This is a genomic window from Thermobifida halotolerans, assembly GCF_003574835.2.
Taxonomy (GTDB): Bacteria; Actinomycetota; Actinomycetes; order Streptosporangiales; family Streptosporangiaceae; genus Thermobifida; species Thermobifida halotolerans.
Genome location: NZ_CP063196.1, coordinates 3,747,673 through 3,767,021 on the forward strand (window position 1 = coordinate 3,747,673; position 19,349 = coordinate 3,767,021).

Here is a 19,349-nt window from a genome sequence, read left to right on the forward strand (position 1 = left end):
CGTCCATGCCTCCCGGGGCCTTCCGCACGGGTTCCCGGTTCCCGACACCGACGACCACGTGGAGACCGCGATGTCCCAGACCTTCGCCACCGCCGACCTGATCGACGCCCACGGCGACGAACTCGCCAGTTGCGAGACCCAGTTCCGCCAGTTCGGAGGCGTCCGGGCGTTCTTCGGTCCGATCCGCACCGTCAAGTGCCACGAGGACAACGCCCTGGTCAAGGAGATCCTCAACCAGCCCGGAGGGGGACGGGTGCTGGTGGTGGACGGCGGCGGCTCGCTGCGGTCGGCGCTGATGGGCGACATGATCGCCGAGGCGGCCGAGCGCAACGGCTGGGCGGGCGTGGTGATCAACGGTGCGGTGCGCGACGTGGCCGAACTGGCCGGGCTGTCACTGGGAGTCAAGGCACTGGGGTCCAATCCGCGCAAGTCCGCCAAGGCGGGCGCCGGCGTGGTGGACGGTCCGGTCGCCTTCGGCCAGGTGGTGTTCGCGCCGGGCGCGTGGCTGTACAGCGACGAGGACGGGATCGTGGTCAGCGAGCGGGAACTGCCGCTGGACTGAGCCGGCGCCCCCGAGGGGGCGCCGGTGTCGTCGGTGGAGGCCGCGTCCCGACGTGCCCCCCTTTTTTCCATCTCCCCCTGGTACGCCGGGACGCGGCCCGTCTGTGACGGGTGGACGGAGCATGCCGGGGATGCCCGCCCACCCGGACCTGGACGCGCTCGCCGACCACCGCGACCGCAGGGGACGGTCGCCGTCGCCGTCCGAGAGAAGCGGACGCCGCACCTGCCCGGCGGGGCCGGAAAACAGCGCGTACAAACTCTCGGTGAGCACTCTGCTTCAGAATGTTACTCCCATGAGACGGAAGCGTGGGTCGATTCGCGATTTTCCCCAGACGGATCCCGCAGGACCCGGCGTTCCCGGCCCCGGAGGCCCGGCCCGCCGTCGCCGACGCTCTGACCGCCATCGGCGCCGCCGCGGCCGGATCTCGCGTTCCGGCCCTGCGGGAAGCCCGGGGCCTGGCAGGATGAGAAACGCGTGTGCCCCGAGAAGCCGAAGTGGATTTAGGGAGGCGCGGTGGCGGGCCGGAGAGACCGAGGCGGGCTACTGGACGACCTACGCCAGCAGGTCACACTGCTGGAGGACGACCTCCGCGCCCGAAGCGGGGAGGACGAGTGCGCGACCGTCCTGGAAGAGGAGTACCGCGAGGCCCTCGAGGCACAGCGCACCGCCGCCGCCTACCGGACGTGGCGGGACGAGCGGGTCACCCAGGTGGCGGCGGCGTGGGTGCTGGGAACCCTGTTCGTGCGGTTCTGCGAGGACAACGGACTGATCGAGCAGCCCTGGATCGCCGGTCCCGGCGACCGCCTGGACCTGGCCGAGAGCCGGCACCAGGCGTTCTCCGCCACCGCCCCCAACCTCGGCGACCGCGACTGGCTGGTCGCCGCCTTCATCCACCTCGCGAAGTGCCACCGCACCACCGAAGGACTGTTCAACCGCTCCTACAACCCGCTGTGGCAGATCACCCCCAGCCACGAGGCGGCCGGCGCCCTGCTCCGGTTCTGGCGCCGCCGCGGCCCCGACGGCGGACCGGTGCACGTCTTCACCGACCCCGACCTGGACACCCGTTTCCTCGGGGACCTCTACCAGGACCTCAGCGAACACGCGCGCAAGACCTACGCCCTGCTGCGGACCCCCGGGTTCGTCGAGGAGTTCGTCCTCGACCTCACCCTGGAACCGGCGATCGAGGAGTTCGGTCTGGATCCGGAACTGGAGGTGCACGACTCCTCCGGCGAGGTCGCCTGGCGGCACAGGGGCCTGCGGACCATCGACCCGGCGTGCGGCAGCGGCCAGTTCCTCCTCGGCCTGTTCACCCGCATCCTCGCCCGGCACCGCGAGGCCGCGGGGCCGGAGGCCGACGACTGGGAACTGGTCCGCAAGACCCTGGAGTCGGTGCACGGCTGCGACAAGAACCCGTTCGCGGTCGGCATCGCCCGGTTCCGCCTGCTCGTCGCCGTGCTGCGGGAGACCGGGACCCGGCGACTGGACCAGGCGCCCGACTTTCCCCTCCACGTCGCCGTGGGCGACTCGCTGCTGCACGGCCGGGGCGTGGAGACCATCGCCGACGACCTGCTCCCCGCTGGTCGGCGCATGTTCGCCTACACGACCGAGGACGTGTGGGAGCACTCCAGGCGGGTGGACCTGCTGGGCAGCAACAGCTACCACGTGGTGGTGGCCGACCCGCCCTACACCACCGTCCGGGACAAGCAGGAGAACGCCAACTACCGCTCCGCCTACGACGTCTGCTCGGGCTCCTACGCGCTGTCGGTGCCGTTCGCCCAGCGGATGTTCGGGCTGGCCACCCGTGAGCACGCGGGCTTCACCGGGCAGATCACCGCCAACTCGTTCATGAAACGCGAGTTCGGCAGGAGGCTCATCGAGGACTTCTTCGGCCGGAAGGTGAAACTGACCCACGTCATCGACACCTCCGGCGCGTTCGTCCCCGGCCACGGCGCCCCGACCGTCATCCTCGTCGGACGCAACACCATCCAGGGCTGGGCAGACCCGATCCGGGAGGTTCTGGGCGTGCGCGGGGAACCGAGCCCGCCCGAGGACCCGGCCCAGGGGCTGGTGTGGCGCTCGATCGTCGAGAACGTGCACCGCCCCGGCATCGAGACCTCATGGGTGAGCGTCCGCAACGGGGACCGCGACCTGCGTATCACGCACCCCTGGTCGCTCAGCGGCGGAGGCGCCGACGAACTGCGGCGTCGTCTGGAGAGCGCTCCGGAACGCCTCTCGGACCGCGTCGCCGAGATCGGCTTCGGCGGGGTGCTCCGCGAGGACTGCGCCTACATGGTGGGCGAGGCCGCGCTGGAGCGCGCCCGGATCGGCGCGGAGCACCGGCGGCCGGTCGTGGAGGGCGACTCCGTCCGCGACTTCCGGATCACCGACGCGGTCGTCTCGCTGTGGCCGTACTCCGCCGCGACGCTCACACCCGCCCTCTCCTTCGAGGCGCAACGCCTCCTCTGGCCCCGCCGCACCCTGCTGCGCAACCGGTCGGCCTACGGGAGCACCCAGCTCGAGCGCGGCCTGACCTGGTACGAGTACTCGACGTTTCCCGCCGAGCGCTACCGTGTCCCGCTGTCCATCACCTACGGGGAGACGGCGACGCACAACCACTTCGTGCTGGACCGGGGCGGGAAGGTCTTCAAGCAGACCGCTCCGGTGGTCAAGCTCCCGGAGGGGGCCACCGAGGAGGACCACCTGCGGCTGCTCGGGGTGCTGAACTCCTCCACCGCGTGCTTCTGGCTCAAGCAGGTGAGCCAGGGCAGAAGCGGCGGCGGGCCGGGGCGCACGCTCCTGGAGGAGGCGTGGGAGGAGCGCTACCAGTTCACCCCGACCAAACTCCACGGCTTTCCGCTGCCCACCCTGCTCCCCCTCGACCTCGGCCGCGCCCTGGACTCCCTCGCCCGGGAGGCCGCCTCCCACGAGCCCTCCGCCGCCGTGGCCGGGGGGGCGCCCACCCGCGGGAGGCTGGCCGAGGCCAGGGCCGCCGCCGAGTCGGTCCGCCGTCGGATGATCGCCCTGCAGGAGGAGCTCGACTGGCAGGTCTACGGCCTCTACGGGCTGCTCTCCGACGCCGAGGCCGCGGCCGTGGTCGCCTCCGACCCCTCGAAGACACCCGAGATCAGCCTGGGGGAGCGCGCCTTCGAGATCGTCCTCGCCCGCCAGATCGCGGTCGGCGACTCCGAGACCGCCTGGTTCTCCCGGCACGGCTCCACCCCCGTCACCGAACTCCCCCGGCACTGGCCCGAGGAGTACCGCAGGGTCGTGCAGGCCCGTATCGACCTCATCGAGAAGCGCCGCGACCTGGCGCTGGTCGAACGGCCCGAGTGCAAGCGCCGCTGGGCCGAGGAGCCGTGGGAGGGACGGGAGGCCGCCGCGCTGCGGTCCTGGCTGCTCAACCGGTGCGAACGGCGTGACCTGTGGTTCGTCTCCCGGGACGGGCGCGACGACGTGCCGCGCGCCATGATCCTGACCCAACTGGCCGACGCCCTCGCCCACGCATCCGACGGAGACGACGTCGTCACGGTCGCCGAGTGGTACGCCGCCGACCACCTGGGCCGCCCCGGCGCGCCCCTGGTCGAGGTGCTGGAGCGGCTCGTCGCCGACCAGCACGTGCCCTACCTGGCCGCGCACCGCTACAGACCGTCCGGGTTGCGCAAACGCGCCCGGTGGGAGCAGGTGTGGGCCCAACAGCGCGAGGAGGACCGCACCGGGCGGCGGTTGGACATCCCGGTGCCGCCCAGGTACACCTCCGCCGACTTCCGACAGCCGTCCTACTGGGCCCTCCGCGGCAGGCTCGACGTGCCGCGGGAGCGGTTCGTCTCCTATCCCGACGCCGCGCCCTCCGGTGGCCCCGCGCTCGTGGTCGGCTGGGCCGGATGGGACCACGCGCAGCGGGCCGAGGCCCTCATGGACCTCGTCGAGGCCCACTCCGCCACCGAGGACCGGACCCGCGAGCGGATCACCCCCCTGCTGGCGGGGGTGCACGAACTCCTGCCGTGGCTGCGCCAGTGGCACGGCTCCCCCGGCCACGGCGGCGGCACGGCCGAACGGACCACCCGGTGGCTCGCCGACCAGCAGGAGCGCCACCACTTGAGCGAGGACCACCTCACCACCTGGCGACCCGCCTGATCCGCGGCGCCCCACCGTCCGGGGGCTGCTTCCGCTCCGGAGTCCGCGTCCGGAGCCCGCGGCACACCGGCCGGGTCGGCACGCGGGCCTCCCTCAGGAGCCGGAGGGGGTGCCGCACACGTCGACGAGGATGCTCAGCACCGCGATCGGATCGGGCAACTGGACGGGGCCCTCCGTGGTGAACGGGGAGCGGATCCAGTCGACGGTGCGCCCCGAGGGCAGCAGCGACGGCGGAGCCGGCACGTAGCTGTCCCGGCAGTGCCAGCGCAGCCCCGCCGTGTCCTCGACCGTCTCGGGAAAGCAGTCGAGGCGGCACGACCACCACTCTTCCTCGTCGACGGGGGAGCGGGTGGCCACGAAGAACAGGTAGCGCTGGGCGTCCAGCGCCGCGACCGGTCCCGGGTGCAGTCCCGCCCGGTCCATCTGGGCCATGGCCATCACCCCCGCGCCGGCGGGCACGTCGAAGACGTCGAAGACCCGCCCCGTCGGCAGGATGATGTTCGCCTCGGGTGCGGAGCTCCACCAGCGCCTGATGGCGTCGGGATCGGTGCCGGCCTCCATCGCCCACGCCGCGCTGGTCGGGTGCACGCCCGGCGCCGGACAACCCAGCCGGTCGCAGGTGCACGCGCGCGGCCCCTCCCGGTCGGGGTGGGCCCCCCGGCACACCGGCCACCCGAGCGCCGCGTACTCCAGCGCGGCGTCGACCATGGCAGCCGGTTTCTGACGGCGGCGTCTGCGTCTGCCGCCCAGCACACCGACCATGAATCCCCCCTCACTCTCGTCCCGGCCCCCGACACCCGGTGTGCGGGAGCCCGTGGGACCGGGCCCGCGGGGCGTCGGGGCTGTCTGCGTCTCCCCGACGCCGTCTGGGCCGGCCGGGGAGTTCGGTCTCGTTCCCGGCTACCGGAGCAGTCGCGCCGCCTCGGTGGCCCAGTAGGTGAGGATCTGCCCGGCGCCCGCCCTCCGGTAGGAGGTGAGGGTCTCCAGGATCACCCGTTCGCGTTCCAGCCAGCCGTTGCGGGCCGCCGCCTCGACCATCGCGTACTCACCGCTGACCTGGTAGGCGGACACCGGCACGGAGACGGCCTCGGCGACCCTGGCCACGATGTCCAGATAGGCCAGTCCCGGTTTGACCATCACCATGTCGGCTCCCTCGGCCAGGTCCAGTTCGACCTCGCGCAGCGCCTCCCTCGCGTTGGCGGGGTCCTGCTGGTAGCTGGAGCGGTCACCGAACCGCGGCGCGCACTCGGCGGCGTCGCGGAACGGCCCGTAGAACGCCGAAGCGTACTTGGCGGCGTAGGAGAGGATCGCGACGCCGGTGTGCCCGGCCGCGTCGAGCGCGGTGCGGATCGCCCCCACCTGGCCGTCCATCATGCCGCTGGGGGCGACCACGGCCACCCCGGCCGTGGCCTGGGCCACCGCGACCGAGGCGTAGCGCTCCAGGGTGGCGTCGTTGTCGACCTCGCCCGTGTCGGTGAGCAGTCCGCAGTGTCCATGCGAAGTGTACTCGTCCAGACACAGATCGGCCATCAGTACGACGTCGTCGCCGAGGTCGGCGTTGAGGTCCCGCAGCGCCCGCTGCACGATCCCCTCGGGGTCGTCGGCGGAGGAGCCCCGCTCGTCCTTGGCCGCGGGCACGCCGAACAGCATGATCCCGCCGACACCGGCCTCGACCGCCTCGTGGGCGCTCCTGCGCAGGCTCTCACGGGTGTGCTGGTGGACCCCCGGCATGGAGGCGATCTCCTGCGGCGCGTCGATGCCCTCCTTGACGAACATCGGCAGGATGAGCTCTTCGGGCCGGACGCGCGTCTCCGCGACCAGCCGCCGCATCGCGGGCGTGGTGCGCAGCCGGCGCGGCCGGGCCACGGGGAAACGGGCGGTCATTCGGGTTCTCCTGTCCTGCGTCACATCATGGTCTTGCGGCGGCGGCCCCGGCGCTTCTGGCTGGGCCGCAGCACGGGCTTGCCCGCCTCGACCGCGGCCCGCCGCTGCGCCGCGCCGAACTCCGCGAGCGCCTCGGCCAGCACCGCCACCGACGGCTTCGGCGCCTGGACGTCCACGCGCAGCCCGAACTCCTCGGCGGTCTTGGCGGTCTCCGGCCCGATCACGGCGATGACCGTGGTGGCGTGCGGCTTGCCCGCGATGCCGACGAGGTTGCGGACCGTGGAGGACGAGGTGAACAGCACCGCGTCGAAGCCGCCGCCCTTGATGGCCTCGCGGACGGGCGCGGGCGGCGGCGCGGCGCGCACGGTGCGGTAGGCGGTGACGTCGTCGACCTCCCAGCCGAGCTTGTCCAGTCCCTGGGAGAGGGTCTCGGTGGCGATGTCGGCGCGCGGCAGCAGCACCCGCTCGATCGGGTCGATCTCGGCGTCGTAGGGCGGCCACACCTCGACCAGTCCGGCCCCGGACTGCTTGTCCTCGGGCGGCAGCAGGTCGGGTTTGATGCCGAACGCCCGCAGCGCGGCGGCGGTCTGCTCCCCCACCGCGGCGACCTTCACCCCGGCGAAGGCGCGCGCGTCCAGACCGTAGTCCTCCAGCCGCTCGCGGATGGCCCTGACCGCGTTCACGGAGGTGAAGGCCACCCACTGGTAGCGGCCGGTGACCAGGCCGCGGACCGCCCGCTCCATCTGCTGCGGGGTGCGCGGGGGCTCCACCGAGATGGTGGGGACCTCCTCGGGCACCGCGCCGTAGCCGCGCAACTGCTCCGACAGCGCGGCGGCCTGCTCGCGGGTGCGCGGCACCAGGACCCGCCAGCCGAACAGCGGCTTGGTCTCGAACCAGGAGAGCTTCTGCTGCCGCCGGACCCCCTCACCGACGACGAGCAGGGAGGGGCGGGCGACCGTGTGACCCTTGGCGTCGGCGGCCTTGAGGTCGGCCGCCAACCGGGCCAGGGTGGAGGTGACGGTGGTCTGCTGGGTGGTGGTGCCCATGCGGGTCACCGAGACCGGGGTGGTGTCGGCGCGTCCGCCCGCGACGAGGGTCTTGCAGATCCGGTCGAGACCGGGCCCCTTCGCCTCCGGGTCGTCCTCGCTGGGGGCGTCGGGGAACAGCACGACGAGGGTGGCCCCGCTCTGCGCGGCGCCAACCCAGTCGACGTCGGTGTCGGCGGCGTTGAGCAGCCGGACCTCGTTGACGCCCTCGGGCATCAGCTCGGTTCCCGCGTAGGCGGGGACCGCGGTGACGGCGGGGAGTCCGGGCACGATCTCGAACTCGATGCCCGCGTCCCGGGCCGCTTCGGCGAGTCCGGCGCCCGATTCGGCGAGCAGCGGGTCGCCGCCGTAGAGCCGGACCACGCGCAGCCCCCGGGCGGCCTGGGCGACCGCGAACGCGTCGCCCCTGTCCTTGTACTCGTCGGGGCCGACGACCGTGGCGTCCGGGCGGCAGTGGTCCAGCAGCGCCTTCCGGTGCCGGGCGAGCGCCGGTCCGGGCTCGCGGAACGTGAGGACGACGTCGGCCTGCTCCAGCAGCGCGGCACCCCGCAGCGTCAGCAGCTCGGCGTCGCCCGGTCCGGCGCCGACAAGCGCGACGTGGCCGGCGGCGGGCTTGGCGGCTTCCTCGGCCCCGGTGCCCGGGGTCTCAGTCTGCGGGTTCACTTCGCTCCTCTTCTCACCTGTCCGCGTCCCTGTGCTGCCTGGGACACGCTGGTCAGATCTCTTTTCCCTCCGCGGCGTCGGCCACGATCCGGTCGGCTCCCCCCTGGATCATCTCGTGGGCGAGCCCGCGACCGAGTGCGGCGGCCGCCTGGACCGTGTCGGGGAAGTCGGCGACGGCGACCGCCCGCTCACCGCGCACCGCCCGTGTCCCGTCGGTGGCGACCACGGCGGCGCGCAGGCGGAGGCGGCCGTCGGCCGTGAACTCGGCGTGGGCGCCGACCGGTGCGGCGCATCCGGCCTCCAGCTCGGCCAGGACGACGCGTTCGGCGGTGACCGCGGCCCGGGTGGGGGGATGGTCGACCGCGGCGAGCCAGCTCAGCGTGTCCCGGGCGTCGGCCTCGCGGCACTCCACGGCGAGCGCGCCCTGTCCGGGGGCGGGCAGCACCTGGTCGACCTCGAACACGTCGGTGACGTCGCCGAGGCGGCCCACCCGGCCCAGTCCGGCGCGGGCGAGCACGACCGCGTCGAGTTCCGCGGAGGAGACCTTGCCCAGGCGGGTCTCGGCGTTGCCCCGGATCGGCACGTAGCGCAGGTCGGGGCGGAGCGCGGCGAGCTGGGCGACGCGGCGCGGCGAACCGGTGCCGACGGTCGAGCCGGGGGGCAGGTCGGCGAACTTCAGGCCGTCGCGGGCGCACAGGGCGTCGCGGGGATCGTCGCGTTCGGTGACGGCCGCGAGGGTGAGGCCGTCGGCGGGAGCGGTGGGCAGGTCCTTGAGGGAGTGGACGGCGAACTCGATGTCTCCGGCCAGCAGGGCGTCGCGCAGCGCGTTGACGAAGACGCCGGTGCCGCCCAGTTGGGTCAGGTGGGCGCGGGTGACGTCGCCGAAGCTGGTGATGAGGACCAGTTCGACCGGCACCCCGGTGCGCGCGGTGAGGGTGTCGGCGACCCGCTGGGACTGGCTCGTGGCCATGGTGCTGCGGCGGGTGCCGAGCCTGGCCGGTGTGGTGGGCATGTCATCTCTCCTCGCCGGGCGCGGCGCCGGGTTTGACGACCGCGTCGGGAATCGCGGGGTCGAGGTCGAACAGTTCCCGCAGGGCCTCCGCGTAGGCGACCCCGTCGGGATCGGTCGCCAACTGCTTGACCCGTACGGTGGGCTGGTGCAGCAGCTTGTCGACGACCCGGTGCACGGTGCGGGTGATCTCGGCGCGCGTCCTGTCGTCGATGTCGGGCAGCCGACCGTTGAGCCGCTCCAGTTCGCCGTCCACGACCAGTTGGGCCTTGCTGCGCAGCGCGACCACGGTGGGGGCGACGCGTTCGGCGCTGCGCACCGCCTGGTACTCGGCCACCTCCTCGGCGACGATGTCGCGCACCGCCGCCAGGTCGGTGACCCGTCCGGCCGCACTGGCGCCGTCCTCGGCCACGGCCGTGCGCAGGTCCTCGATGTCGACCAGGTGGACGCCGGGCAGGTCGCGCACCGCGGGGTCGACGTCGTGCGGCAGCGCGAGGTCCAGGAAGACCAGGGGGCGGTCGGTGCGGTCGCCGACGGCGGCGGCCACCTCCGCGGCGGTGAGAACCACCCCCTGGGCGCCGGTGCAGGAGATGACCAGGTCGACGTCGGCGAGGTGGGCGGCGGCCTCCTCGAACGGCACCGCGCGGCCGCGCACCGACTCGTAGCCCTCCGTGAGGCACTCGGCCAGGCGTTCGGCGCGCTCCAGGGTGCGGTTGGCGACGAGCACCGTACTGGCGCCCTGCCGGGCGACGGTGTTGGCCGACAGCGCGCTCATGGAGCCCGCGCCGAGCACCATGACCCGGCGGCCGGTGAGGGTCTGGGGGGTGGGCAGCGCCGCGGTGACCTCCTCGGTGAGGTCCGCGGCGACGGGGCAGGCGGCGGAGGCGGTCGGCGTCCCGGACAGGGGCGCGGCGGGCAGGTGCCGTCGGGCGACGGTCAGGCCGAAGCTGACCATGTCGGCGCCGGCCTGGTCGAGGTGGGTCTCGGTGTGCGCGCGCTTGCCGACGCGCAGGGCGCGCTGGCCGAGGTCGTTGAGGACCCGGCCGAGGGTGCCGACGTACTGGGCGTCCTTGAGGGCGTTGCGGACCTGGCCGAGGATCTGCCCCTCCCCGACGACCATGGAGTCCAGGCCGCAGGCGACGGAGAAGAGGTGCTGGACGGCGCGTTCCTCGTAGTGCACGTAGCAGTGCCGGGCGAGTTCGTCCCGGGAGACGCCGGTGCGACGGGAGAGCAGCTCGCAGACGGCGGCCACGCCCGGATGGAACTGGTCGACGTCCGCGTAGACCTCGGTGCGGTTGCAGGTGGAGACCATCATCACCTCGTTCACGGCGGAGGTGTTGACCATCTCCGCCATGAGTTTGAGGCGGGTCTCACCGTTCAGCGCGACGCGTTCGAGCAGCGCCACGGGTGAGCTTCGGTGGCTCATTCCCAGGGCGAGGACACTCATCCGCACTCCAATGCAGGCATCTTCGCAACGCTCCCTTCCTGTGCGCGCGTCCGTTCGGGCGCCCGCCGCCCCGGCGGTCGGTCGGTGTCAGACCTCCAGGACGTCCATCCAGTCCGGCCCCTGGCGCCCCGCGGACTTGCGCTGCTCGTGGAAGGCCAGGATCTGGAGTTCGATGGACAGATCGACCTTACGCACATCCACGTGGTCAGGCACATTGAGTACCACGGGGGCGAAGTTCAGGATGCTGGTGACCCCGGCGGCCACGAACCGGTCGCACACTCCCTGTGCGGCCTTCGCCGGGGTCGCGATGACTCCGATCGAGACGTTCTCACCGGTGACAACGTCTTCCAGACCGTCTATATGCCGTACGGTCAGCCCCGCCACCTCCGAGCCCACCACCTCGGGGGCGGCGTCCAGCAGTGCCGCGATCCGGAACCCGCGGGTGCCGAACCCCCCGTAGTTGGCGAGCGCGCGTCCCAGGTTGCCGACGCCGATGATGGCCACGGACCAGTCCTGAGTGAGGCCGAGTTCACGGGAGATCTGGTAGATGAGGTACTCGACGTCGTAGCCCACCCCGCGGGTCCCGTAGGAGCCCAGGTGGGAGAGGTCCTTGCGGAGTTTCGCCGAGTTGACCCCCGTGGCCGAGGCCAGCTCCCCGGACGACACCGTCGGGATTCCCCGTTCGCTCAGCCCCTGCAGCGCACGTAGGTAGAGGGGGAGTCTGGCGACTGTCGCCTCCGGGATCCCCCTATCCCGAGGCCGTGACGGACGGCTGGTCACAGGTGCGCGCTCCTGGGCGACATCGGCGTCATGGGCCTTCTCCTGGCCGGTTCGGGGTCAGTCTCGGCGGAGTTGGGTGGTAGCCGCCACGTGACCGGCCGGAAGGAATTTGCCCTCAGGTTACGCCCTTGTGAAAGCACGCACAAAGTGGGGTCGGACGTCACACGGGAGAACGCGCGCGTGGGCCCGCCGCCCGCTCAGCGCAGCGCGTCGCGCAGCCGCCGCTCGTCCACCCTCCAGAAGTCGTGCTGCTCGCCGTCGACGAAGACGACCGGGATCTTGTCCCAGTACTCCTCCTTCTCCTCGTCGTCGGCCACGGTGATGTCGCGGACCTCGTAGCGCGCCCCGAGGTCGGCGCAGACGCGCGCGATGACGGCGAGCGCGTCGTCGCACAGGTGGCAGCCGGGCTTGCCCAGCATCGTGACCACGTGAGGATTCTCACTGTCCTCGGGTCGGCTCGGCCACAGGGCCATTCCTCTTCTCCTCAACTCCGGGACTCCGACGGGCCGCGGCCCGTCGTCGGCCGACGACTCACCCGCCCGCGAACGGCGGCAGCACCTCGACGGTCCAGCCGGGCTCCAGGGCGACCTCTCCGTGCGGTCGCGTACCCACCGGAGTGGAGTCCACCAAAAACGACGAACGATCCAAAACACCGAGCAATGTGGCGTTTCCCTCATGTTTCCGACGGACCTGTTCCAACAGGTCGCCCAGAGTCCCTGCGGCGAAGGTCTCCTCGGCGCGACCGGCGGCGGCCTTGGCCGCCGCCCAGTACCTGATGGTCCCGTGCGGCATCAACGGATTATCCTTGTGTTTACTCGGAGGCAATTTTTCCAGTGAGCATTCTTGTCGGGGGCAATGGGGCCTTCGTACACACCGTTCGCGGGTGACGGGAAGAGGCGCATGAGCCACCTTCTGCTACTGACCAACTCCAACGAACCGTCCGATCAGATCCTGCCCGCTCTGGGGCTGCTTCTCCACTCGGTGCGTGTCGCGCCGGCCGAGGCGAGCGCGCTGCTGTCTCCGGGGCACGACCGCGCGGCCGGACTGCCGGTGGACGCGATCCTGGTGGACGCCCGCACCGACCTCGCGTCGGTGCGGAACCTGTGCCGCCTGCTGAACACCACCGGTCTGGACTGCCCGCTCCTCGCCGTTCTCACCGAGGGCGGTGTCGCCGCCCTCACCCCGGACTGGCAGGTGACCGACTTCCTGCTCACCACCGCCGGCCCCGCCGAGGTCGAGGCGCGACTGCGGCTGTCGATCGGCCAGGCCGACAGCGCGGCCGACGACCCCGACGAGATCCGCCGCGGCGACCTGGTGATCGACGAGGCCACCTACATCGCCCGACTGCGCGGCCGCATCCTCGACCTCACCTTCAAGGAGTTCGAACTCCTGAAGTTCCTCGCCCAGCACCCCGGTCGGGTGTTCACCCGCGCCCAACTTCTCCAGGAGGTGTGGGGTTACGACTACTTCGGCGGCACCCGCACGATCGACGTGCACGTGCGGCGGCTGCGCGCCAAACTCGGCACCGAGTACGAGTCCCTGATCGGAACCGTGCGCAACGTCGGCTACCGCTTCGTCATGGACCCCGTGGCCAAGGCCGCGGGCGACGAGGCGGTACCGCAGGCGGACGAGGCGGAGCGACTGGCCAAGCACAAGGTCTGAGCCTCCCGCGTGTGCTCCCCCGCACCCCTGGCGCATCCTCCGTGTCACCGGACGACCACTCAGGGGTCGTATTCCGGAGCCGAAACACCTAGGATGCTGGAAACCGGTTGTCGTGCGACCGGCCGCCCCGCGGCTCGGTCGCACGCAGGTCTCCGGCCGACCGCGACAGGTCCGCACGGTCGAAAGCACGCGGTTTGGAACCGAGGAGGATCCTCCCATGCCCCCTGGGATGGAGGCGCCCCCGTCCCGCTCCTCGCGGCGTAGGCGGATCGGAATCCCGCTGGGCGCGATGTTCATCGGCTGCGTCCTGGTGCCCACGCTGCCCGCCTCCGCCGACGCCACCCTCGTCCTGAGGACGGAGAACCGGAGCGTCGCTCCGGGAGTCTCGTTCTCCCTGCCGCTGTCCGTCGAGAACACCCTCGGCTCCTCCGAGATCACCATCACCGACGCGACCGCGACGGCCGACTCGTCGGCGGTCCGGGAGCTCGAGGTCACGGGGCTGCCCGAGACACTCGGTCCCCAGGACTCCGCCGGGGCCGAGGTTGTGGGCGCCGCGGCGGAGAACGCGGCGGGCTCCGAGATCAGGGTCGATGTCGTGGTCAGCTACTCCTACGAGACTCCGTGCGCCCCGCCGTCCCCCTCCCACTCCCCGTCCCCCTCCCCGACTCCCTCCCCCTCGCCGAGCCCCTCCGGTCCGCCCTCCGCGTCCGCGAGCGCCGACCCGTCCGCGACCGCCGATCCGTCCGCTCGGCCCCGGCCGGGGACCTCCCCCTCCCCCACGGCGTCACCGAGCAGCGGCGAATGCGCGGTCATCCGCACCGGAACAGCGGAGATCAGCGCCTGGGTGACGGTGGACACGCCCATCCCGACGCCCACCTCACCGGCGCCCACGTCGACACCCACCAGAAGCCCCGACAGAGGGCAGGAGCCGGGCGGTCAGACCTCGGCGCCGCCCAGCACCTCCACACCGGACCGGACTCCCCCGGCCACGCGTTCCCCCTCGCCCGCGCGTACCCCCCAGCGTCCCCCCGCGCCGCACAGTCCGGTGTCCACTCGCACACCGGACTCCCCCTCCCCGAACCCCTCGATCCCGTCCCGGGGCCAGTTGCCGACCGACGCGGTCGATCTCCCCGAACTGGCGGGTCCGGCGGACGAGTACGCCGAACTCCCCATGGTCACGCCGGGCGAGGAGGACGGCGGGAACGACGCCGCCGCCACCGTCGCCCAGGAGGACGAGCGGGTCGACCCGCTCGTCACCCCGTTCGTCCTGCTGCTGGTCCTGATGCTCCTGCTGCTGTTGGCCACCCCCCTGGGGCCGGTCCGGCGGGTGCGCGTCAGACACGCCTACGTCGGCCGCCGACGCAGGCACTGAACGGCGTCGCGCACGGGCGGATCGGTAGGCTCGTCGCATGAGCCACATCCTCACCACCGACGCGCTCGACGCCGAACAGGTCGAGGCGGTGCTCGCGCTGGCCCGGACCGTACGCGAGACGGACGGCGTCGACGCGCTGTCGGAGCAGACCCTGCTGCGGGTCCGGCACGGCGCCCTCGGACGGTCGCGCTTCCACCTGGCCCACGTGTCGACCGACCGGGGGCAGGTCCTGGGCGGTTTCGCGTTCGCCGAGGCCGCGCCGGGCGAGCCGGACTCCGCGGAGTTGGCGGTCGCGCCCGCGTTCCGGCGGCGCGGGCTGGGGCGGCGGCTGCTGGACGACCTGTTCGCCAGCGCCGGCGCGCGCGGCCTGCGGGTGTGGGCGCACGGCGACCTGGCGGCGGCCCGGGCGCTGGCAGCCTCGGCGGGGCTGGAGCGGATGCGGGGACTGTGGAAGATGCGGCTGCCGCTGCGCGCGACGGAGCGGGCCGCCGCCCCGGAACTGCCCGAGCCCCGACCGGCTCCGAAGATCACCGAGATCCTGGAGATCCGGACCTTCCGGGTGGGCGCCGACGAGCGGGAGTGGCTGCGCACCAACGCCCGCGCCTTCGCCGACCATCCCGAGCAGGGCGGCATCACCCTGGAGGATCTGCGGCAGCGCGAGCGGGAGGAGTGGTTCGACCCCGAGGGCTTCTTCGTCGCGGTCGATCCGCGCGACGGCCGGATCGCGGGCTACCACTGGACCAAGACGCACGCCGACGGGGCGGGACTGACCGACGGCGAACCGGTGGGCGAGGTCTACGTGGTCGGTGTGGATCCCGCCTGGCAGGGCAGCGGACTGGGCCGGGTGCTGACCCTGGTCGGGCTGCGTCACCTGCGGGACCGGGGGCTGCCGTGGGTACTGCTGTACGTGGACGAGGAGAACCGTCCCGCGGTGCGGCTGTACCGGTCGCTCGGCTTCGAACTGTGGGAGAGCGACGTCATGTACGGGCGCACCGACCGGTGACCCGGCTCACGTTCACTCTCGGTGTTCACCTACCCCGCCATATGATGTCGTCCCAGGTTAATTAGGGACAATTACCCCAAAAGGTGCGTCGTTCACTCGATCTCCACCAGAAAGACGAACTGCCTTTGACGGCATTCATGGTGACGTTCACTACTCGTTCACCTTCTTTGGTACGACTGGCCACTTCGGCTCCCTACCTTGGCTTTCGGCGGGAGCGCCGACCGTTCCCCCGCACGAATGGTGAGTAAGCCAGAGGAAGGACACCGGGGCTGTGAAGCTCTCTAGGTATGGCAAGATCGCGGGCGCGACCCTCGCCGGCGCCCTTGCGCTCTCCGCCTGCGGTAGCGACCAGGCTGTCGACTCGACCGAGAACGGTGCCGCGGCTGCGGGCAGCGTCGACTGCGTCCAGGGCGGTGGCACCCTGGCCGGTGCCGGCGCCAGCTCGCAGGAGAACGCCATGGCCGCGTGGGTGGCCGCCTACACCGGCGCCTGCGCGGACACCACCGTCAACTACGACTCGGTGGGTTCCGGAGCGGGCCGTTCCCAGTTCATCGAGGGAGCGGTGTCCTTCGCCGGTTCCGACGCCGCCATGGACGAGGAGGAGACCGAGCAGGCCACCGAGCGTTGCGGCTCCGAGGTCGTCCACCTTCCCGCCTACATCAGCCCGATCGCCGTCATCTTCAACCTCGAGGGCATCGACTCGCTGAACCTGAAGCCCGAGGTGATCGCCGGGATCTTCAACCAGGAGATCACCGAGTGGAACGACGAGGCGATCGCCGCCGACAACCCCGACGTCGAACTGCCCGACACCCCCATCGTCCCGGTGAACCGCTCCGACGAGTCCGGGACCACCGAGAACTTCGTGGCCTACCTGTCCGAGGCCGCTCCTGACGCCTGGCCGCACGAGGTCAGCGGCGACTGGCCGATCGAGCCCGTCGAGGCCGCCCAGGGTTCCTCCGGCGTCGTCTCCGCCGTCCAGGGCGGCACCGGCACCATCGGCTACGTGGACGCCTCGCACGCCGCCGACTTCGGCACCGTGGCCGTCGGCGTCGGTGGCGAGTTCGTCCCCTACAGCCCCGAGGCCGCCGCCGCGATCGTCGACTCCGCCGAGCCGCGCGAGGGCAACACCGAGAACGACCTGGCCGTCGAGCTCGACTACGCCACCGAGGAGTCCGGGGTCTACCCGATCGTGCTGGTCAGCTACGAGATCGTGTGCATGGAGTACCCCGAGCAGTCCGAGGTCGACCTGGTGAAGAGCTTCCTCGGCTACGTCACCAGCGAGGAGGGCCAGCAGGCCGCCGCCGACGAGGCCGGCTCCGCGCCGATCTCCGAGGGCACCCGCGAGAACATCCAGTCCGTTCTGGACCAGATCCAGGCCGCGAGCTGATCAGCGCCACGCCTACCACTTCAAGGGTGGGGTTCCACAGCCAGCTGTGGGCCCCGCCCTTGGCTGCGTTGTCCGTCGCCGCCTCCCGGACGCGCCGGTGGCGCGGCGACGGAACCGCGATTCTCGCCCCGACCGAAGAAACCACCGCGTCGCCGGGTACTTGCGGACCGACGGCCGGGTTCCTTCCGTCGCGGTCGGAGCGAACTCCACAATGTAACGGGCCCTGCCCTCGTCTGGAAGGACCGCGTCGAGTGCAGACGCCGTCTCTCCAGACGAACCCGCACCATCTCGACCGGAGTCTCACATGACCACCACGGACCCGTCCACGACGGCCCGCGCGCCCCAGGGCAGACGTCGGATCGGTGACGTCCTCTTCGCCCGGGGAGCGCAGGGGTCAGGCATCCTGATCCTGGCGATCCTGGCGGGGGTCGCCGCCTTCCTGATCATCCAGTCCTTCGACTCCCTGGCCGCGAACACCGCGAACTTCCTCACCAGCACCGAATGGGACGCCAACACCCGTGAGGAGCCCGCGTTCGGCGTGGCCGCCCTGGCGTTCGGCACCGTGCTGGCCGCGGCGATCGCCCTCGTCCTGGCCACCCCCGTCGCCATCGGCATCGCCCTGTTCATCGCCTACTACGCGCCCCGCCGCATCGCCGCGGTCCTGGGCTACCTGGTGGACCTGCTCGCGGCGATCCCCAGTGTCGTCTACGGCCTGTGGGGCATCGGCTGGCTCGTCGTGCAACTGGTGCCGTTCTACGCCTGGCTGGAGACCTACTTCGGCTGGATCCCGCTGTTCGCCGGTCCGGTCTCCACGACCGGCCGCACCATGCTGAGCGCGGGCATCGTGCTGGCGGTCATGATCCTGCCGATCATCACCGCCATGACCCGCGACGTGTTCCTCCAGGTCCCGCAGGCGCACCGGGAGGCCGCCCTGGCACTGGGCGCCACCCGCTGGGAGATGATCCGCATGGCGGTGCTGCCCTTCGGCCGCCCCGGCATCATCGGCGGTGCGATGCTCGGCCTGGGGCGCGCGCTGGGTGAGACCATGGCCGTGGCCATGATCCTGTCGCCCTCCCTGGTCATCTCCTGGTTCCTGCTGCAGAGCGGCAACCAGACCATCGCCGCGCACATCGCCCTGCAGTACCCCGAGGCCACCGGTTACGGCGTCTCCGCGCTGATCGCGGCCGGTCTGGTCCTCTTCGCCATCACCCTGATCGTGAACATGGCAGCGCGCTTCGTCGTCTCCCGCCGCAAGGAGTTCGCGTAAATGTCCGCCACGAAACTGTCCGCTCCGGAGAAGACCGTGCCGCCCCGACCGATCACGTCCTCGCTGGGCGGCAGAACACTGCCCAAGCTCCTGCCGCCGGTACTGCTCGTCGGTGCCGCCCTGGTCGCCGCGGGAGCCCTGTACCTGTTCGACCTGTGGAACCCCGCGCTGTGGGCGATCGCCACCGCCGTGGGCTACGCGGTCGTCGTCACCGCGTTCTCCACCGTCGTGGAGAACGGCCGCAAGGCCAAGGACCGGCTGGTCACCTCGGTCGTCTACGTCTGCTTCGGCATCGCCATGGTGCCGCTGGTCTCGCTGCTGTGGACGGTGCTGTCGGAGGGCCTGATCCGGCTGGACGGCTACTTCCTGACCGTCTCCATGAACGGCGTCACCCCGAGCATGGACGCGGGCGGCGCCTACCACGCCATCGTCGGCACCCTGATGATGACCCTCATGGCCGCGGTGATCTCGGTCCCCATCGGCCTGATGACCGCCATCTACCTGGTGGAGTACGGCAGGGGAAGACTCAAGCAGGCCATTACGTTCTTCGTGGACGTCATGACCGGCATCCCGTCCATCGTGGCCGGCCTGTTCGTGGTGGCGCTGTGGATCCTGCTGTTCGGGCCGGGCAACACCAACGGCGCGGCCGGTGCGATCGCGCTGTCGGTGCTGATGATCCCGGTCGTGGTCCGCTCCTGCGAGGAGATGCTGCGCCTGGTCCCCAACGAGCTGCGGGAGGCCTCCTACGCGCTGGGCGTGCCCAAGTGGCTGACCGTGGTCAAGGTGGTCCTGCCGACCGCCGTCGCGGGAATCACCACCGGTGTGATGCTGGCACTGGCCCGCGTGATCGGCGAGACCGCGCCGCTCATCCTCACCGCGGGCTCCTCGGCCGTCGCCATCAACGCCAACCTCTTCGAGGGACAGATGATGAGCCTGCCGGTGTTCATCTACTCGCAGGTCCGCATGGGCGGTGCCATCAACTACGAGCGCGCCTGGGCCGGTGCGCTGACGCTGATCATCATCGTGATGCTGCTGTTCCTCGCCGCACGCCTGGTCTCGCGCTTCCTCGCTCCCAAGACGGGGCGCTGACCCGTCCGGGCCCTCCCCACAGTCTGTCCCCATCAACCACGGTC

16 protein-coding genes are annotated in these 19,349 nt (G+C 71.7%); 8 read left to right on the top strand and 8 right to left on the bottom strand.

Annotation, left to right across the window (positions count from 1 at the left end; genetic code table 11):
* Positions 1 to 70: 70 nt before the first annotated feature.
* Together rraA and pglX are read left to right on the top strand one after the other, a co-directional pair.
* Entirely contained in the window at positions 71 to 562 is a 492-nt protein-coding gene (gene rraA, locus NI17_RS16790; protein ID WP_068688168.1) for a ribonuclease E activity regulator RraA, read from the top strand.
* Between the two features lie 513 nt (positions 563 to 1,075).
* Entirely contained in the window at positions 1,076 to 4,696 is a 3,621-nt protein-coding gene (gene pglX, locus NI17_RS16795; RefSeq protein ID WP_068688167.1) for a BREX-2 system adenine-specific DNA-methyltransferase PglX, read from the top strand.
* A gap of 93 nt (positions 4,697 to 4,789) precedes the next feature.
* Here the strand turns inward: pglX and NI17_RS16800 are convergent, their stop codons facing one another.
* The 8 genes from NI17_RS16800 to NI17_RS16835 all read right to left on the bottom strand — a co-directional run bounded on the left by NI17_RS16800 (position 4,790) and on the right by NI17_RS16835 (position 12,317).
* Complete coding sequence (locus tag NI17_RS16800) at positions 4,790 to 5,458, bottom strand: bifunctional DNA primase/polymerase (RefSeq protein ID WP_068688166.1); 669 nt, start codon at positions 5,456 to 5,458, stop codon at positions 4,790 to 4,792.
* A 138-nt stretch (positions 5,459 to 5,596) separates the two neighbouring features.
* Complete coding sequence (gene hemB, locus NI17_RS16805) at positions 5,597 to 6,580, bottom strand: porphobilinogen synthase (RefSeq protein ID WP_068688165.1); 984 nt, start codon at positions 6,578 to 6,580, stop codon at positions 5,597 to 5,599.
* Between the two features lie 20 nt (positions 6,581 to 6,600).
* Positions 6,601 to 8,289, bottom strand: coding sequence for a bifunctional uroporphyrinogen-III C-methyltransferase/uroporphyrinogen-III synthase (locus tag NI17_RS16810; RefSeq protein ID WP_068688164.1), 1,689 nt, complete (start codon positions 8,287 to 8,289; stop codon positions 6,601 to 6,603).
* A 52-nt stretch (positions 8,290 to 8,341) separates the two neighbouring features.
* Positions 8,342 to 9,301, bottom strand: coding sequence for a hydroxymethylbilane synthase (hemC, locus tag NI17_RS16815; RefSeq protein WP_068688163.1), 960 nt, complete (start codon positions 9,299 to 9,301; stop codon positions 8,342 to 8,344).
* 1 nt (position 9,302) lies between these two features.
* Entirely contained in the window at positions 9,303 to 10,745 is a 1,443-nt protein-coding gene (locus tag NI17_RS16820; RefSeq protein ID WP_068688162.1) for a glutamyl-tRNA reductase, read from the bottom strand.
* Between the two features lie 87 nt (positions 10,746 to 10,832).
* The gene (locus tag NI17_RS16825) at positions 10,833 to 11,525 is read right to left on the bottom strand and encodes a redox-sensing transcriptional repressor Rex (protein ID WP_068688161.1); all 693 of its coding nucleotides are present in this window, start codon (positions 11,523 to 11,525) and stop codon (positions 10,833 to 10,835) included.
* Positions 11,526 to 11,722: 197 nt separating this feature from the next.
* Positions 11,723 to 11,944, bottom strand: coding sequence for a glutaredoxin family protein (locus tag NI17_RS16830; protein WP_341721527.1), 222 nt, complete (start codon positions 11,942 to 11,944; stop codon positions 11,723 to 11,725).
* A gap of 112 nt (positions 11,945 to 12,056) precedes the next feature.
* Positions 12,057 to 12,317 carry a MoaD/ThiS family protein gene (locus tag NI17_RS16835; RefSeq protein WP_068688451.1) on the bottom strand — a complete coding sequence of 87 codons (261 nt, stop codon included), beginning with the start codon at positions 12,315 to 12,317 and terminating at the stop codon, positions 12,057 to 12,059.
* Between the two features lie 108 nt (positions 12,318 to 12,425).
* Between NI17_RS16835 and NI17_RS16840 the strand changes: the two genes are divergently transcribed.
* From NI17_RS16840 to pstA, 6 genes are all read left to right on the top strand, one after another.
* Positions 12,426 to 13,187 carry a winged helix-turn-helix transcriptional regulator gene (locus NI17_RS16840; protein WP_068688159.1) on the top strand — a complete coding sequence of 254 codons (762 nt, stop codon included), beginning with the start codon at positions 12,426 to 12,428 and terminating at the stop codon, positions 13,185 to 13,187.
* Positions 13,188 to 13,404: 217 nt separating this feature from the next.
* Positions 13,405 to 14,559, top strand: coding sequence for a hypothetical protein (locus NI17_RS16845; protein ID WP_068688158.1), 1,155 nt, complete (start codon positions 13,405 to 13,407; stop codon positions 14,557 to 14,559).
* Between the two features lie 37 nt (positions 14,560 to 14,596).
* Positions 14,597 to 15,562 carry a mycothiol synthase gene (gene mshD / locus NI17_RS16850; RefSeq protein ID WP_243597531.1) on the top strand — a complete coding sequence of 322 codons (966 nt, stop codon included), beginning with the start codon at positions 14,597 to 14,599 and terminating at the stop codon, positions 15,560 to 15,562.
* Between the two features lie 271 nt (positions 15,563 to 15,833).
* Positions 15,834 to 16,949, top strand: coding sequence for a phosphate ABC transporter substrate-binding protein PstS (pstS, locus tag NI17_RS16855; protein ID WP_068688157.1), 1,116 nt, complete (start codon positions 15,834 to 15,836; stop codon positions 16,947 to 16,949).
* A 304-nt stretch (positions 16,950 to 17,253) separates the two neighbouring features.
* Positions 17,254 to 18,216: a phosphate ABC transporter permease subunit PstC gene (gene pstC / locus NI17_RS16860; RefSeq protein ID WP_068688156.1), complete on the top strand. Its 963-nt coding sequence runs from the start codon at positions 17,254 to 17,256 to the stop codon at positions 18,214 to 18,216.
* Entirely contained in the window at positions 18,217 to 19,305 is a 1,089-nt protein-coding gene (gene pstA, locus NI17_RS16865; RefSeq protein WP_068688155.1) for a phosphate ABC transporter permease PstA, read from the top strand.
* Positions 19,306 to 19,349: the final 44 nt, after the last annotated feature.